The organism is Rhodococcus sp. IEGM1428 (assembly GCF_050321865.1).
Lineage (GTDB): Bacteria > Actinomycetota > Actinomycetes > Mycobacteriales > Mycobacteriaceae > Rhodococcoides.
On sequence record NZ_JBNQFW010000004.1, the window covers coordinates 80358 to 94685 of the forward strand.

A 14328-nucleotide genomic window follows, 5' to 3' on the forward strand; every position below is an offset into this window, starting at 1 on the left:
GACACTACAGGCCGGACGAGTCCGGCTCCCGGACGATCGCGCCACAGTCGAATGTCCGACCCATGGTGCATGATCGCTGGCATTGGACGCGTCGACCGAAAGGAAACCGAGATGTCAACAGAACCCGAGGCCGGCCCCGGCGTCACGGTGGTCGTCTCTCACACGACCCAGCCGAACCAGCGCGACGCTGTCCGAGCCCTGTGGGAAAAGCACATGGCTCCGGCTGTGCTCGACAATCCCGGGCATCTGGCGTACTACTACTGTCTCGATTCCGACGATCCCGATCGCATCACTGCGTTTCAGCACTATCGCACCGCCGAGGATGCGGTCACATTTCTCCAGCGTCCCGCTTATCGGGAGTACGAACGTCAAGTGGCACCGCTGTTGGCCGGTGCACCACAGGTACGCACCCTCGTCCCGACGTGGATCAAGCCGGGAAAGTAGCGGGAAGACGGCGAACAGCGAATGCGGATCAGCACTCGGGGCCGCATACTTGGCCGCGAGATGAGACTTCTTTCCGTCACCTTCGCCCTCTCCGTCCTTGTCGGGTCCCTCGTTCTGTCGGCCGCACCCGTCTCGGCGGCACCGGGTAGTGCCGATTTCTATGGTGCTCCCGTTGCCGATTTGGAGGCGTACGCACCTGGGTCCATCGTGCGCCGAGAACCCGTGCCGCAGCTCGACCTTCTGGGGTCGCACACCGAGCGCATTCTGTACCGATCTGCCGATCCCCGTGATCGTGCGGTAGCGGTGTCGGGGCTTCTGATCACACCCACCCGTGCGTGGACGGGGCCCGGACCCCGTCCCGTGATCGCTTATGCGCCGGGCAGTTACGGGATCGCCGACCGCTGCTCGGGGTCCTCCGAGTTGGGACTGACAACGACGATGCCGGCGCTGTTGCCGCTTTTGGCGCAGGGGTACCAGGTGGTCACGACCGACTACCAAGGTCTCGGAACACCCGGCGAGTACGAGTTCCTTGGCCGGGTCGCCAGCGCACGTGCCCTGCTCGACTCGGCACGGGCCGCGGCACGTGAGACCGACGCACCCGTCGTGCTCTACGGCTACTCGGCGGGCGGCGTCGCGTCGGCTGCCGCCGCAGAGCTCGCCTCTGCGTACGCGCCCGACGTGTCCGTGGTCGGGGCCTTCGTCGGTGCCGCACCGACCGATCCTGTGGTCCGCGTCGAAGGCCAGGACGGCTCTGCGTGGGCCGCGACGATGCTCTATACGATCGACGGCCTGATCGGAGCGCATCCCGACCGCGCCGACGAGATACGTGCCCTCTTCAACGAACGCGGTCGGGCAGCGCTCGATGCTGCACTGGACTTCTGCAACACCGACTCGCTCGCCTACGGATCACTGCGGTCCGAAGACCTGACTGCGGACGGCACGTCGCTGAGCGCGCTGATGGTGGGTCCCGTACTGGGCCCACTGACGACGGCGAACACCGTCGGGTTCACCGCACCCGACCTACCTGTGATGATCGTGCAGGGCATCAACGACCGGTCCGTCGGAATCGAGCAGAGCCGGCTCCTGGCGCAGCGCTGGCGTGCCGCTGGTGCCACGGATATCACTGTGCGTGAGTTGGACTTCGGAACCGATCTGGTTCCGGCATTCGACCATCCGGCCGCCAATGCCGCTGCCTACCCCGAGGTGATCGGGTGGATCGATCGACTTGTCGCGCAGGTGTAATTCGATACCCAGCACGTAGTCAGTGATGTAGATCACGCATGTCCGATGTGTGCTTGCTCGTGTTCGATTCGACTTACTCGGCGCAGCTACCAGGTACACGGCGTACCGGAAAGGCTCGCTGCTTCGAGAAAGGGACCAACAGAACATGATCACCACCGGAAACGAGGCCACGGTATGAGCAGCCGCAGAAGTCTCTCCAGCCGACTCTTCGAGGGTCTCGGCCGCATCACATGGGGCTATGGAAAGCGAAAGCTGGACGAACGGCGCGCACGTAAGCGCGGAGGGCGATAAGCAGAACGGCGAGTGTGCGTAGGTTGTCCGATTCCGGCAACCTCGATCGGTACGGTGCAGGGATGGACGGATTCGGAATAGGCGACGGCGTGACACCGCTGAGCGGGCCCATGAGTGGTGTCTACGGAACCGTGGTCTGGTTCTACGAGGAGAAGCACCAACTGTTGGTTCGCTTCGGCGGCAGTCAACAGATGTACTTCGCGGGGGACGAGTTGAAACGCTGGGGAGAATAGACGCCCCTTCTGGTCTGCCGCGGAATAATTGAAGTTTCACCTACGCTGACGAATACGTCCATCATCGATCGAAAGGTCCCATCGTGCATCTGGGCGTCGACAGTTTCGTTTCTTCCGTGACCGACCCGACGGACGGCCGGGTGATCGCTCCAGAGGAGCGGATGAGTCACCTGCTCGAGGAGATCGCACTCGCCGATCAGGTGGGGCTGTATTCGTTCGGCATCGGCGAGCATCATCGCAGTGAGTACTACGACTCGGCCCCGTCGATCATCCTGGCTGCCGCGGCTGCGCGAACCGAGAACATCAGGCTCGGTAGCGCCGTCAAGGTACTCAGCGCAGACGATCCGGTGCGGGTGTTCCAAGAGTTCGCCACCCTGGACCTGATCTCGAAAGGGCGGATCGACCTGGTCGTGGGTCGCGGTTCCTTCACCGAATCGTTCCCGCTGTTCGGCCTGGATCTGGCCGATTACGACTCGCTCTTTGCCGAAAAGTTGGACCTCCTGCTGCAGATCCGCGACAACGTGGAAGTCACCTGGTCGGGTCGGCACCGTCCGGCGCTCAACCGTCAGGGGATCTATCCGCGCCCACTGCAGGACCCGTTGCCGATCTGGGTCGGTGTAGGTGGCACCCCTGAATCCTTTGCTCGCGCAGGACTTCTGGGACTCCCGCTGATGATCGCCATCATCGGTGGCGAGCCACGCCAGTTCGCTCCGCTCGTCGACCTCTACCGCCGCGCCGGCGCGCAAGCGGGTCACCCGCCCGAGCAGTTGAAGGTGGGTCTGCACGTGTTCGGCTTCGTCGCCGAGACAACCCAGGCTGCAGCCGACACCATCTATCCCGGCTGGAACGAGATGTTCACCAAGATCTCCCGTGAGCGTGGATTCGCCCGACCGAGCCGGCAACAGTTCGACGCCACTTCCGGCCCGAACGGCGCGTTCTTCATGGGCGATCCGCAGACGGTGGCAGACAAGATTCTGCGAGTCGGGGAGCAACTGGGCGGTGTGGATCGACTGTCGCTACAGATGACCAATCCACGGCTGGCGCACCGCGATCTGCTTCGCGGCATCGAATTGCTCGGTACCGAGGTCGCGCCCCTCGTGACTGGAAAATGAGGCCTACCTAGTTCGAGGCCCATTCCATCTCGTCGACGCCGGCAACCGGGTTGAGCAGTGACCGAATTTCGTTGGCGTACATCGTTCGCTTGATTTCGCCGAGAACGTCGCCTCGCGTTCCGGCCAGTTCGCCGGCGCGAGCGACGGCGTCGTCGAGCAGTGAATCGGCGGTCGATACGGCGTCGACCAGTCCGAGTGCCATGGCGTCACCTCCGCCGTAGCGGCGTCCGGTGGTGAGTGCCTCGTGGAAGGCATGCGGCGCCAGTCTCGCTCGCACCATGTCGACGGTTCCCGGGCTGTAGGTCGCGCCGATGTTGACACCGGGGAAGCAGAGAAAGCCGCGATCGGATCGCATGATCCGGTAGTCGTGCGCCATCACGAAAAATGCGGCACCACCGAAAGTGTGTCCCTGCATGGCCGCGACTGTCTGCATCGGAAGCGTCAGAAAGCGCACCAACATCTCTTGAACGGTGCCGATGAATCGGTTGATCTGGTCGAGGTTCTCGGCACCCCACGACAGATCCACTCCGGTGGAGAAGTACTTGCCTGTCGCTGTCGTGACGAGCGCAGCAGCACCGGAACTGGCCTGGACCTCGTCGAGCAGGGTGTTGATCTCGGCAACCCAATCCGGACTGATGCGGTTTTCGGTGTCGTCGACACCTCGGCTTCCGAGGTTCAGTACGAAGACATCGGCAACTCGTTCGAGGTATGGCATATCCCGAACGTACCCACATATGGTTGTTCTCACTCACAACGCCGAGGGTTCGACGGTGGTCACGAGGACGCGCTCGCCGACTCTCGACGTATCAGTTCGCGGTGACCGTAGGTGGCACCGAGAATGTCCTCGCGATTTGCCACGGAGGAGCCGACTGCGCCTGCCACCGTACCCAGCGAAGCGGCGAGCCATGCGAGGGAAAGATAGTCACCAAGAGTTGCGTCGCGACCGATCTGTGCAGTCAGGAAGTCCGGCGAAATGACCACCGCTGCCGAGAACAGTACGACTGCGAACAGCAGCGCGTACATGCAGAGCGCACCGGTCAGGACCGTTCCCAGGGTGGCTGCGTTGTACATCCAGCGATCGATCGTCGAGCTTCGGAACGATCGTTTCTCCCACAGCCCATTGGGGAAGACGACCCACACCGTCATGGCGATCACTGCGGTGACTCCGATCATCGCCAGTCGTCCTAGGCTCATCGACGCTGCCATCTGCCAGATGCTCGCGTAGAACACACCGAAGGCGGACGCTGCGCTCGCGGCTGCAAGCGCGCTCGACAACGTGGGAACCAATCGCCACGGACGATTACACCGAATCATTCCCGATACCAACCTGATTCGCCCGAATATGCTCGACGTCAGGAGAACTTCGGCACCTTCCCCGGAATCACTCGGAGCCCAGCGAGAGCGAGAGTATCTCCGTGGTTGCCGTGAGGGGTCGTCGGCTTCGATCAACTCGTGCAACACCGCCAGTGCGGCCGAGACAGCGCGTCGCCGGACCGCCAGTGTCCCGAAGGAGGGCACGTACAGCGCGCCTGTCGTACCGCCGCGAATCTCGGCGATCACCGGGCGCGACCCCAGACGGCGAGGAACCTCCGACACACACAACACGATGTCGTAGTTGTCGGTGGCTTGCACCGATGCCAGCCACTGACCGAGTGGGGCGGCACCGGTTGCGGTGGGTGGGAGCGGAACCGATGCTCCGGACACCCGTAGTTCTCGCCGGTGCCCGTCGATCATCGCGTGATCGGGCAAATTCTCGATGATGGCGGACGCGACGGTCGACGCAAAGCCGTCGTCACTGACCACGCCGACCGAGAGCGGCGCGTCGTCTGCGTCGGTGGCGTGTGTGTTGTCGGTGGTGTCCGGGCCCGCTGAGGCCGGTCGATCCAAGTGCATCCAGTTCGCTTACCCGATGACACTCGATGCACACCACACGTAGATGGGTTTGTCGTCCTGCACACCGGGTAGGGCTCCAACAATCGATGTAGTCCAGCGAGAGGAAGTTTCCGATGCCGGCGAAGAACAACGAAACCGACGACCAGCCGCAGTTGAAGGATCAGGGCCTGTACGAGAAGCTTCGCGAAGAAGGCAACTCGAAGGAAAAGGCTGCTCGAATCTCGAACGCAGCTGCGAAGGAGGGCAGGGAGCAGATCGGTGAGAAAGGTGGGAAGTCCGGATCCTACGAGGACTGGACCGTGGACGAATTGACCGACAGAGCCAAAGAACTGGGCCTGGAGGGTTACTCGAAACTGAAGAAGGAGGAGCTCATCGACGCGCTCCGACACCACTGATTCATTGCGGGCGCAGCGATGAGTAGTACTCCTGCTGGGCGGGGTAGTAGTCGTCGAAACTTGGGAGGGGGTTGCCGTTTCCGGCCGCGACGAACATGTCCAGGTAGTACTCCCACCCCGGTCCGATGTCGCCCAGACCGTCCGTGCTTTCGCAGCTGTGTACGAGCACGAGAACGGTCGCTGTGTCTCTCTCGGTCAGGCGGACCTCGAGTGGCCACTGACCCTCGCCGGTCATTCGGACTGCCAGGAGGCCCGGTGCCTCACATGTTTCGATGATCATCTCCGAGGCCGGCTCGCCCTCCTCGAAACTCATGGTGACCCGAATGGCGTCGTCCGAAATGCGCTCCCACGGACCGAACCACAGTGCCGTCCGGGACGATTCGGTGAGGCGCGCCCACACGTCCTCGCGTGGTGCAGCGATCGTTCTGCTCAATTCGAGGGCGAAGCCGGTGTCGGTGGTTCTCAGTGTCCCCGTAGGTATCGGTGCCATCGAGTGATTATGCGACTCCGGTACCACTGCCGTCGAGCACCATCATCATTGCCGTTGCACGGGCACGGTGCTCGATGGAATCGACCGGATAGCCGACCGCCTCCGATATTTTGGCCAGACGATGCGCGACGCTGCTGTGGTGAAGATGCATCCGGTCGGCGGTTGCACGCAAGCTGCCCGAACCCATGTAGGTGCGGAGGGTGCTGATGAGCTCGATCCCGTGAGTGGTCGTGCGAAGTTCGGCTATGCGTACGAGATCGGGAATATCGCTGATTGCCAACGTATTTCCCCTCGCCAACAGATTCAATGCGCCGAATCTGTCGGCGATCACCACCGGCTCGAGCTCGCCGGCCTGTGCCAGAGCGAACCGTGCATTTCCGAGATGCCGATGGAGTTCGGACGCCGTCAGGGCCAACGAAACGCCTATGCAACCGGAGCCCACCAGGGCTGCGGACGGTTCACCCTGCAGTAGATACATCGCGTGGTCGTCCACCGAGATCGGGGTGGATCGTCCGGCGGTCGGCATGCTGGTTTCCGTCGGAGAGCCGGCAGCAGCAATGGCAACTCGTACCCGTGCCGTCGGCTCGATGTGCAACGCGGTCAGCGAACTCAACAGTGCGATGTCGTCGATCGGAAACAACACCGCTCGGGTGTGTTCGGCGGTGGACAGTGTGTGCCGGGGCACCAGAATGATGGCTGCGGTCAGGGCCATTCGATCGACGAGCATCTCGTCGAGTGCCAGTGCAGGGCCCACCCGTTCGATCCACACCGAGCCCATCACCACGTCGTCGACGATGACGTCCTTGGTCGCAGACCGTTCGGCGACGGCCTGGGTGAGCCAGCGACCCTTCGGATCGCAGCGCGCATGCCGTCGGTGTCCGCCGGACGCTCCGGTGATATCAATTCCGACGACACAGTCGGCCAGCGCCGCGCTGGCGCGCAGCATCGCGGACGTGTCTGCGCCGTGCCTGATCAGTGCATCGAAATAGTCGATCACACGCACCAGACCCGCGGAGTCGGCGTCGAGCTCCGCGAGCCGGTACATCAGTCCTTGCATGGACCGACGCTACGAGGCGGGTACACGAAGGCGCAAGCCCCGGCGAAGGGCGTCCAACGCCTCCGCATGTCCGCGCTTGCTCACCTCCGCGGTCGCCAGCAGCGCGGAGCCGTGGAACGTGCCGGGGAAGGAATGCAGTTCGACGCTCACTCCGGCTCGCAGCAACCGCACCGCGTAGTCGATGCCCTCGTCGCGAAGCGGATCGAGCTCCATCGTCGAGACGTACGTCGGTGGGAGACCGGCAAGATCGGTGGCGCGAGCCGGGGCGGCGTAGATCGAGACGTTCGGGTCGTTCGGTCCGCTGTAGGACTCGCCCAGGTAGTACTGCCAGGACAGGATTGCGTTGGGGCGGTGCCACATCGGTGTATCCACGAACTCGGTCATCGACACGGTGGTGAGGCGGTCGTCGAGTTCGGGGATCTCGAGCAACTGAAAGGCCACCGGAACGACACCCTCGTCGCGAGCGCGGAGAACCGTTCCGGCTGCCAGGCCACCACCGGCGCTCTGCCCTCCCACGGCAATCCGCGTCGGGTCGATTCCCAATTCGTCCGCGTGCGAGTGGATGTACGTAAGCGCCGCGTAGCAGTCGTCGAGCGGCCCGGGAAACGCGGTCTCGGGGGCGAGCCGGTACTCGACGCTCGCCACTGCGAATCCGAGTTCCCGAACGACATCCACGCAGTAGGGATCACTGGAAGCGGCTGTCCCGATTGCGAATCCGCCGCCATGGATCCATACCAACACGGGCACCGGCCCGTCGGACTGCTCCGGCGTGAAGAATCGGACGACGACGTCCGGAGCACCGTCGAGCCCGGGGACGGTGAGCTCGCGTAGAGATACTCCGTCCATCGAGAGATCGGCGAGCATGGCATCGAGGAGTGAGCTGAACGTCGACCGCGCCGACGGAACGTCGCCGAAATCGATGCTCGGAAGCATCGTGACGGCTGCGGCGAGTTCGGGGTCGAGAGTGGGGAAGTTGGTCATGCATCAATCATCACCGCGGGTGTGGCCTGTGTCACTTGTCGCGTGGAGGAATTCGAGTCCACCCCGTCCGACGGGTGTCGGACCACGCGACGGTCAACTCGGGTCGTAGAGCTTCTCCACCAAGCCGAGGGCCCACATGGCGGTGAGGGGACCACCGTCGTTGGTGAACTTGTCGGTCCGCACGATCCGGTCGCTGCGCACCGCCGGTAATCCGGTCCACAGTGGGTTGGCGTTCATCGCCTGCAGATCCTCCTCCGACGTGATCGCGGCGATCATCGCCACTGCGTCGGAGGCGGCGCTGACGTTCTCGGGTCCGTATTCGATCTCCGGGGTGGCAGCGGTCCAGGCGGAGCCGAAGCGGGCTCCCACATCCTCCAGCACAATGGATGTCACCCGGTCGCGTCCTATCGAGATCCCGCCTTGCTCCGACGTGCTGACAGGCAGGACGGCGGTATCGGCGATCGCATCGGCGTACTGCGTCGTGAGTTGGTCTACGCGAGCGGTGTATTCGTCGATTATCGTTCGGGCCTCGTCTTGCAGATTCAGTGCCGCGCCGATCGTTGTCACGTCCTCCTGCCAGCTGACTCCGGTGCCGGTGGAGCCCACCGGCAACACCGGCGCGATCGCACTCAACTGGTCGAGGATTTCTTCGATCACCTCGTCGCGACCGATGATCAGGTCCGGGTCGACGCGTGCGATGGCTTCGAGGTCGACGGTGTTTCGCGGATACAGCTCGGGCACTCCGTCTGCGAGCAGCATCCTGGTGGGCTCGGTGAGAGGACCCGGAATCTCGGGCGGAGCTTCGGTTTCCACCGGCATTCCGACGATGGGTAAGTCGAATGCCAAGGCTATGTCGAGGTCGCGGCGGCCGTCGATCACAACGACCGACTCGATTCGGTCCGGTACCTCGACGGTGCCGAACTGCGTTGTGACCGAATGGGTCTCCGAGTTTGTCGCCGCCGGCTCGGTGTCTGCACCACAGGACGAAACCAGGGATACGGCTAGGACCGCGCCGAGGGCGACGGACAAGTGGGGGAGTGTCTTCACGACTTAAGTAAACCAAACCTAATTAAGTTGTGAAGAACTGGTCAAACGTCGTACTCGACTCGCACCGACATGGGGTCGGTCTGCAACGCTCGGAAGCCGGCACCGATGATGCGTCCGAGTACCGGATTGTTCGAGAAGGATCGTGCTCGGAGGGCGACGTCGTCGTCGGGCACGAACGTTGCTGTTCCGGTGCGCCACCGGCTACCCACGCGAATGCGGATCCTCGGCTCGTCGGTGATGTTGGCTCCCCAGCCGGATCTGGTTCCGTGTTGGGAGATCAACCACGCACCGGAGTCGTCGAAGGACGCCGACACCGGCACGCGCCGGGCGAGCCCGGTTTTGCGGCCCACCGTCTCGATGTCGGTCACCAGCGAGGTTGTCACACCGATGGATGTCAATCCGTTGACGATGGGATTCGCGACGTATTTGCCGATCAAGCGCTCGTGTCGAAACTTCGCAGCACTGGCAGCGCTGGTCGGATTGCCCGTGCCGCGACGGTTGCGGAACGCGTCCCAGCCGTTGCGCTGCACCATCGTGGCGGCAGTCTTCCACGCCGGACGACTCGAATTCGGTTGCCGCCCAGCGCCGATGAGTTGCAACTGGTCGGTGTGCCACTGCAGATCGAGAGCGCCGTTGATCTGCTTGAACGCGCTGGACTTCGACGGGACGCGCAGAGCTACGCGCGGCGACTCGACCCGATCCAGCGTGCCGTCGACCAGAGAGTTCGCGACGGCCGGGTCGAGGGCCGTGGGACGGCCGAGACCCACCATGTCGCACTCGCCCGACTGGACCGCCGAACTCATCACCGAACGGGTGCGGAATCCTCCGGTCACGGCCAGTGGCACCGTTCCTGCGGCGTCGCGTACCGTCCGCGCGTATTCCAGGAAGTAGGCCTCGCGCTCTCGGGTACTCGAGGTGCCCATCATTGCGGGGGATTCGTAACTACCACCGCTGATTTCGATCAGATCGACGGATTCGCGGACCAAATGCTCGACGGTGATCCGCGATTCTTCTTCGCCGAACCCGCCGCGCTGGAAGTCTGCCGAATTCAGTTTGATTCCCACGGCGAAGCTGGGGGACACCGTTGACCTGATGGCGCGGACCACTTCGAGAACGAACCGCATTCGCCCGTCGAGGTCGCCGCCCCACGCATCGTCGCGTTCGTTGGACAGTGGCGACAGGAACTGAGACACCAGGTAGCCGTGCGCGCCATGGATCTGGACGCCGTCGAAGCCGGCCGACTCGGCCACAGCTGCTGCCGTGGCGAATCGGTCGATGATGTTGCGAATCTCGTTCTCGCTCAACGCACGCGGTGCCGGAATGCCCGGGATGTTGGGGGCAATGGCGGACGGTGCGACGGGCTTGGTGCGGGTGACGATCGGATTGGCCTGTCGGCCCGGGTGATTGAGCTGCATCCAGATGGGTGCGCCGCCGTCGGATGTCGCCTTTGCCCACCGAGCAAGTGCGTCGCGGTCGCGGTCGTCTTCGATGACGACGTTGCCCGGTTCTCCGAGATGGGATCGGTCGACCATGACGTTGCCGGTCACCACGAGGCCGTAGCCGCCCGCACCCCATTGGCGGTACAGCGTCTCGAGGCGAGAGTCGGGTGCATGCTCGGCCGTCGCCAGTCCCTCGCTCAGAGCCGACTTCATCACGCGGTTCGGCAGGATCTGCCCGCAGGCGAGTGTGAGAGGGCTGCTCAGGTCGATGACCTCGGTGTCGGGGGACATGGCGTTGCTCCGATTCCAGTGGATAGCCGTTGCGGGCTATGCTCAGCAGCATAGACATCGCGACTCTAGGTGTAACTCCGCGTTACGTCAATAACGGTCCAGAAGGGTTCGAATGGCCAATCGGAGTAGCGCGCGGGCAGACATGCTGCGCAGCGCCGCGCAATTGTTCCGTCGGCGTGGAGTGGAAGCCACCTCGTTGGCCGACGTCATCGATCACGCGGGCGCGCCGCGTGGCTCGATCTATCACCATTTCCCTGGGGGGAAGCCTCAGCTGGTGGAGGAGGCAACGCGAACCGCGGGTGCCGCGATGAGCGCGATGATCTCGGCCGGCCTGGCTTCGGCCGGTCCGGCGGCAACCGTACGGGCGATCATCGACGGATTCCGCAGCGAGCTGCTGGCGACGGATTACGTTGCAGGGTGCCCGGTCGCGCCTGCTGCGCTCGAGGGGCTGCATGCGCCGGCCGCTGTCGCGGCGGCAGGTGAGTCCTTCTCGTCCTGGGAGGACGTGATCGCGGCGTCTCTGTGGCAGCGCGGATTGGCCCGCGAGCGGTCCTACACGTTGGCGACTTTCTCGATCGCCGCCATCGAAGGCGCGCTGATCGTGGCCAAGGCGCAGCGATCCATTACCGCTCTGGACCGGACGGAAACCGAACTGTTGGCCCTGCTCGGGGCAGTACTGGACGCGTCGAACCCTCCTCGTCCGTGAGTCGGTCGCAGTCGGCGCTGTTGCTATAACGCTCAGTTACAGTTACTTTCCATTCGAGAACTATGCCGATCGTCATAGTCGAAGGGATCCTGATGTCGTTGCCTACAACTTCCCGTCACCGCGCAGATGCCCCGCCGCGGAGTCGGCGATACCTGGCACTGCTCGTCATCTGCGCAGCCGAGTTGCTCGTCGTTCTCGACAACACCGTCGTCAACGTGGCGCTGCCCTCCATGGGGTTGCAGCTTCGTGCCGATATCAGCGGCCTTCAGTGGGTGGTCGACGCGTACACGCTGACGTTTGCCGGACTGTTGCTTGCGTTCGGTCACCTCGGTGATCGCTACGGCCGCAAAAAAGTAATGATTCTCGGGCTGGCCGGTATTGCGGTCATGTCCGTCGGCGGCGCTCTTGCCGCGGATCTGGGGCAGGTCGTCCTGGCTCGGGCGGCGATGGGTGTGTGTGCGGCAGCAGTGTTCCCGGCAACCCTCGCGCTGATCATCAATATCTTCACCGACGCCAAGGAGCGTGCGCTGGCCATCGCCGCCTGGACCGCGATGGCAGGTTTCGCGATCGCAATCGGCCCCACAGCAGGCGGCTTTCTGCTCGAGCACTTCTCGTGGCACTCGGTGTTCTGGATCAATGTTCCTGTGGCGCTGCTGGTTCTGATCGCGGCTGTGTGGTGCGTTCCGGAATCGCGGGCCGAGCACGTCGGGAAATACGACCCGCTGGGTATCGCACTGTCGTTGGCCGGTATCACAGTGCTGGTGTGGGCGATCATCGAAGCGCCGCACAATGGATGGTTGTCTGCGACGAGTGTCGTTGCCTACGTTGCCGGTGCGGTCGCCCTTGCGGGGTTCGTCTGGTGGGAGCTTCGGACGCCATCCCCGGTGCTCGACCTGAATCTGTTTCGGAACAGGCGGTTCTCATTGCCGGCCTTGGCAATTGCCGTCGCCTATTTCAGTATGTTCGGCTTCCTGTTCATGATCACCCAGTACTTCCAAGGTGTGATGGAGCTGACGCCGCTGCAGTTCGGCATCCACTCTCTGCCCTTCGCGGTGTCCATCGCGATCGGCGCACCCATGGCTACGGTGATCGCACAGCGCATCGGAACTACGGCCGTGATCGTCTTCGGCTTGGTGGTGATGAGCGTTGGGATGTTCATCGCCGGCCAGGTGAAGGTCGAAACCCCTTATCTGGGACCGGTCGTGGTGTCGATGGTCCTGATGGGCCTCGGTTTGGCAATCGTGCAAGGCCCGGCCACCGAATCGATCATGTCTTCGGTGTCGCTCGACGAAGCAGGTGCGGGCTCCGCGGTGAACGACACCACCCGGGAGGTCGGCGGAACCCTCGGAGTTGCCGTCCTCGGATCGATCGTCGCGTCGATCTACACCGCACAGGTGAGTCCGAGAATCGACGCCATACCTGACGCGATCATGGAGCCGTACCAAAAAGCGTTCGCTCGCGAAACGGTTGTCAGCGTCATCGAGATCGTGAAAGCGCCCACCAACCCGATCTTCGCGACGCAGAAGGCGGACCTGATCTACGCGATGAAGGCGGCCTCGTTGGAAGGCTTTCAGCTCGCATCGTTCGTCACCGTCGGAGCCGCCATGGCGTGCGCAATCGCTGTTGCGATGTTCCTGCCGTGGCGACGCCCCGAGGGTGGCGGTGTGCTTCTGGCGTGGCGTGACCACACGGACGCCGACGGGGTCAGTTGAAGGGCGTGCCGCCGGTGACGGCGATGGTCTCGCCCGTGATGTAGCTCGACTCGTTCGATGCCAGGAACACATACGCCGGAGCCAGCTCCGCGGGGTGGCCGGGTCGTCCGAGAGGGACGGTCTCGCCGAACTTCTCGTACTTCTCGGCGGGCATCGTGGCCGGGATCAGTGGGGTCCAAATCGGTCCTGGTGCAACGGCATTGACTCGAATCCCACGTGCTGCCAGGTCGCCGGCGAGACCCTTGGTGAAGGCTACGATTCCCGCTTTGGTGGTGGCGTAATCCATCAGCTCCGGCGATGGATTCGATGCCTGAATCGAGGTGGTGTTGATGATGGTCGCGCCTGCGTCCATGGTTTCCGCAGCGCGTTTGGAGATCCAGAACAGAGCGTACAGATTGGTCTTGAGTACGCGATCGAACTGCTCGGTGGTGATGTCGGCGATGCCCCCCATCTGAGCCATCTGAAACGCGGCATTGTTGACGACGATATCGAGCCCGCCCAGAACGTCGGACGCGGTGTCCACCAGCTGGACACACTGCTCTTCGTCGGTCAGGTCACACGCGATCGCCCTGCCTGCTCGGCCGGCACTCTCGATCAGGTCGACTGTGGCCTGCGCGTCAGAACCCTCGGATTCGAGATGGGCGATGACGACATCGGCCCCTTCGCGAGCAAAAGCCAGTGCGACGGCCCGCCCGATTCCCGAATCTCCGCCGGTGACCAGGGCCTTGCGACCGTGCAGACGGTCCGATCCCCGGTAGGAGTTCTCGCCGTGATCGGGGGCGGTCACCATCTCGCGCGTCAACCCGGGGTGGTCCAAGCGATGCTGCTCTGCCCGCTCCGGCATCGGGAATGCGGCAGTGGGGTCGGTCTTGCTGAACTGGTCGGACATCGTCGATCCTCGCCTCGGTGCATGAAGTGCTCCGGACGGCGATACGAGAGCCGCCCCGGAGTCGCTGTCCACCGAGGGTTTGCCGGATACGGCCTTCTGCAAACCT

15 protein-coding genes are annotated in these 14328 nt (G+C 63.5%); 7 read left to right on the plus strand and 8 right to left on the minus strand.

The features are described 5' to 3' along the window. Positions 1 to 111: 111 nt before the first annotated feature. The 4 genes from ACQR3T_RS18620 (at position 112) to ACQR3T_RS18635 (ending at position 3322) form a co-directional block, all read left to right on the plus strand. Complete coding sequence (locus ACQR3T_RS18620) at positions 112 to 444, plus strand: putative quinol monooxygenase (protein ID WP_052070833.1); 333 nt, start codon at positions 112 to 114, stop codon at positions 442 to 444. Between the two features lie 60 nt (positions 445 to 504). Continuing rightward, entirely contained in the window at positions 505 to 1686 is a 1182-nt protein-coding gene (locus ACQR3T_RS18625) for an alpha/beta fold hydrolase (protein WP_428694464.1), read from the plus strand. Between the two features lie 305 nt (positions 1687 to 1991). Next, positions 1992 to 2210: a hypothetical protein gene (locus tag ACQR3T_RS18630; protein ID WP_428694465.1), complete on the plus strand. Its 219-nt coding sequence runs from the start codon at positions 1992 to 1994 to the stop codon at positions 2208 to 2210. An 83-nt stretch (positions 2211 to 2293) separates the two neighbouring features. Next, positions 2294 to 3322, plus strand: a complete 1029-nt coding sequence (locus tag ACQR3T_RS18635; RefSeq protein ID WP_032379279.1) for an LLM class flavin-dependent oxidoreductase — start codon at positions 2294 to 2296, stop codon at positions 3320 to 3322. 7 nt (positions 3323 to 3329) lie between these two features. On the opposite strand, the gene ACQR3T_RS18640 is transcribed toward ACQR3T_RS18635, so the two are convergent. Together ACQR3T_RS18640 and ACQR3T_RS18645 are read right to left on the minus strand one after the other, a co-directional pair. Continuing rightward, positions 3330 to 4037: an enoyl-CoA hydratase-related protein gene (locus tag ACQR3T_RS18640; RefSeq protein ID WP_032379278.1), complete on the minus strand. Its 708-nt coding sequence runs from the start codon at positions 4035 to 4037 to the stop codon at positions 3330 to 3332. A gap of 59 nt (positions 4038 to 4096) precedes the next feature. After that, positions 4097 to 5215, minus strand: coding sequence for a hypothetical protein (locus ACQR3T_RS18645; protein ID WP_428694466.1), 1119 nt, complete (start codon positions 5213 to 5215; stop codon positions 4097 to 4099). A 113-nt stretch (positions 5216 to 5328) separates the two neighbouring features. On the opposite strand from ACQR3T_RS18645, the gene ACQR3T_RS18650 reads away from it, so the two are divergent. Then, positions 5329 to 5610: a DUF7218 family protein gene (locus tag ACQR3T_RS18650; RefSeq protein WP_032379277.1), complete on the plus strand. Its 282-nt coding sequence runs from the start codon at positions 5329 to 5331 to the stop codon at positions 5608 to 5610. Between the two features lies 1 nt (position 5611). Here ACQR3T_RS18650 and ACQR3T_RS18655 read toward each other — a convergent pair whose 3' ends face one another. The 5 genes from ACQR3T_RS18655 to ACQR3T_RS18675 all read right to left on the minus strand — a co-directional run bounded on the left by ACQR3T_RS18655 (position 5612) and on the right by ACQR3T_RS18675 (position 10915). Further along, positions 5612 to 6100: an SRPBCC domain-containing protein gene (locus tag ACQR3T_RS18655; protein WP_032379276.1), complete on the minus strand. Its 489-nt coding sequence runs from the start codon at positions 6098 to 6100 to the stop codon at positions 5612 to 5614. A 7-nt stretch (positions 6101 to 6107) separates the two neighbouring features. Then, the gene (locus ACQR3T_RS18660) at positions 6108 to 7157 is read right to left on the minus strand and encodes a helix-turn-helix domain-containing protein (RefSeq protein WP_428694467.1); all 1050 of its coding nucleotides are present in this window, start codon (positions 7155 to 7157) and stop codon (positions 6108 to 6110) included. Between the two features lie 9 nt (positions 7158 to 7166). Then, positions 7167 to 8138: an alpha/beta hydrolase gene (locus ACQR3T_RS18665; protein ID WP_428694468.1), complete on the minus strand. Its 972-nt coding sequence runs from the start codon at positions 8136 to 8138 to the stop codon at positions 7167 to 7169. Positions 8139 to 8231: 93 nt separating this feature from the next. Next, positions 8232 to 9185 (minus strand): ABC transporter substrate-binding protein, encoded by a 954-nt coding sequence (locus ACQR3T_RS18670; RefSeq protein ID WP_032379273.1) that lies wholly within the window; start codon positions 9183 to 9185, stop codon positions 8232 to 8234. Between the two features lie 41 nt (positions 9186 to 9226). After that, complete coding sequence (locus ACQR3T_RS18675; protein WP_032379272.1) at positions 9227 to 10915, minus strand: nitroreductase family deazaflavin-dependent oxidoreductase; 1689 nt, start codon at positions 10913 to 10915, stop codon at positions 9227 to 9229. A gap of 112 nt (positions 10916 to 11027) precedes the next feature. Between ACQR3T_RS18675 and ACQR3T_RS18680 the strand changes: the two genes are divergently transcribed. Next, entirely contained in the window at positions 11028 to 11621 is a 594-nt protein-coding gene (locus tag ACQR3T_RS18680; RefSeq protein ID WP_428694469.1) for a TetR/AcrR family transcriptional regulator, read from the plus strand. A 92-nt stretch (positions 11622 to 11713) separates the two neighbouring features. Then, the gene (locus ACQR3T_RS18685) at positions 11714 to 13333 is read left to right on the plus strand and encodes an MFS transporter (protein ID WP_052070832.1); all 1620 of its coding nucleotides are present in this window, start codon (positions 11714 to 11716) and stop codon (positions 13331 to 13333) included. On the opposite strand, the gene ACQR3T_RS18690 is transcribed toward ACQR3T_RS18685, so the two are convergent. Continuing rightward, the gene (locus ACQR3T_RS18690; RefSeq protein ID WP_428694470.1) at positions 13326 to 14222 is read right to left on the minus strand and encodes a glucose 1-dehydrogenase; all 897 of its coding nucleotides are present in this window, start codon (positions 14220 to 14222) and stop codon (positions 13326 to 13328) included. The genes ACQR3T_RS18685 and ACQR3T_RS18690 overlap by 8 nt on opposite strands. Between the last annotated feature and the right edge of the window lie 106 nt (positions 14223 to 14328).

Excerpts from the sequence above, each read along its gene's own strand:
- ACQR3T_RS18665 (WP_428694468.1), bottom strand. The coding sequence starts at position 8,138 with ATGACCAACTTCCCCACTCTCGACCCCGAACTCGCCGCAGCCGTCACG.
- ACQR3T_RS18655 (WP_032379276.1), bottom strand. The coding sequence starts at position 6,100 with ATGGCACCGATACCTACGGGGACACTGAGAACCACCGACACCGGCTTC.
- ACQR3T_RS18650 (WP_032379277.1), top strand. The coding sequence starts at position 5,329 with ATGCCGGCGAAGAACAACGAAACCGACGACCAGCCGCAGTTGAAGGAT.
- ACQR3T_RS18685 (WP_052070832.1), top strand. The coding sequence starts at position 11,714 with ATGTCGTTGCCTACAACTTCCCGTCACCGCGCAGATGCCCCGCCGCGG.
- ACQR3T_RS18640 (WP_032379278.1), bottom strand. The coding sequence starts at position 4,037 with ATGCCATACCTCGAACGAGTTGCCGATGTCTTCGTACTGAACCTCGGA.
- ACQR3T_RS18690 (WP_428694470.1), bottom strand. The coding sequence starts at position 14,222 with ATGTCCGACCAGTTCAGCAAGACCGACCCCACTGCCGCATTCCCGATG.
- ACQR3T_RS18660 (WP_428694467.1), bottom strand. The coding sequence starts at position 7,157 with ATGCAAGGACTGATGTACCGGCTCGCGGAGCTCGACGCCGACTCCGCG.
- ACQR3T_RS18680 (WP_428694469.1), top strand. The coding sequence starts at position 11,028 with ATGGCCAATCGGAGTAGCGCGCGGGCAGACATGCTGCGCAGCGCCGCG.
- ACQR3T_RS18675 (WP_032379272.1), bottom strand. The coding sequence starts at position 10,915 with ATGTCCCCCGACACCGAGGTCATCGACCTGAGCAGCCCTCTCACACTC.
- ACQR3T_RS18645 (WP_428694466.1), bottom strand. The coding sequence starts at position 5,215 with ATGCACTTGGATCGACCGGCCTCAGCGGGCCCGGACACCACCGACAAC.
- ACQR3T_RS18625 (WP_428694464.1), top strand. The coding sequence starts at position 505 with ATGAGACTTCTTTCCGTCACCTTCGCCCTCTCCGTCCTTGTCGGGTCC.
- ACQR3T_RS18620 (WP_052070833.1), top strand. The coding sequence starts at position 112 with ATGTCAACAGAACCCGAGGCCGGCCCCGGCGTCACGGTGGTCGTCTCT.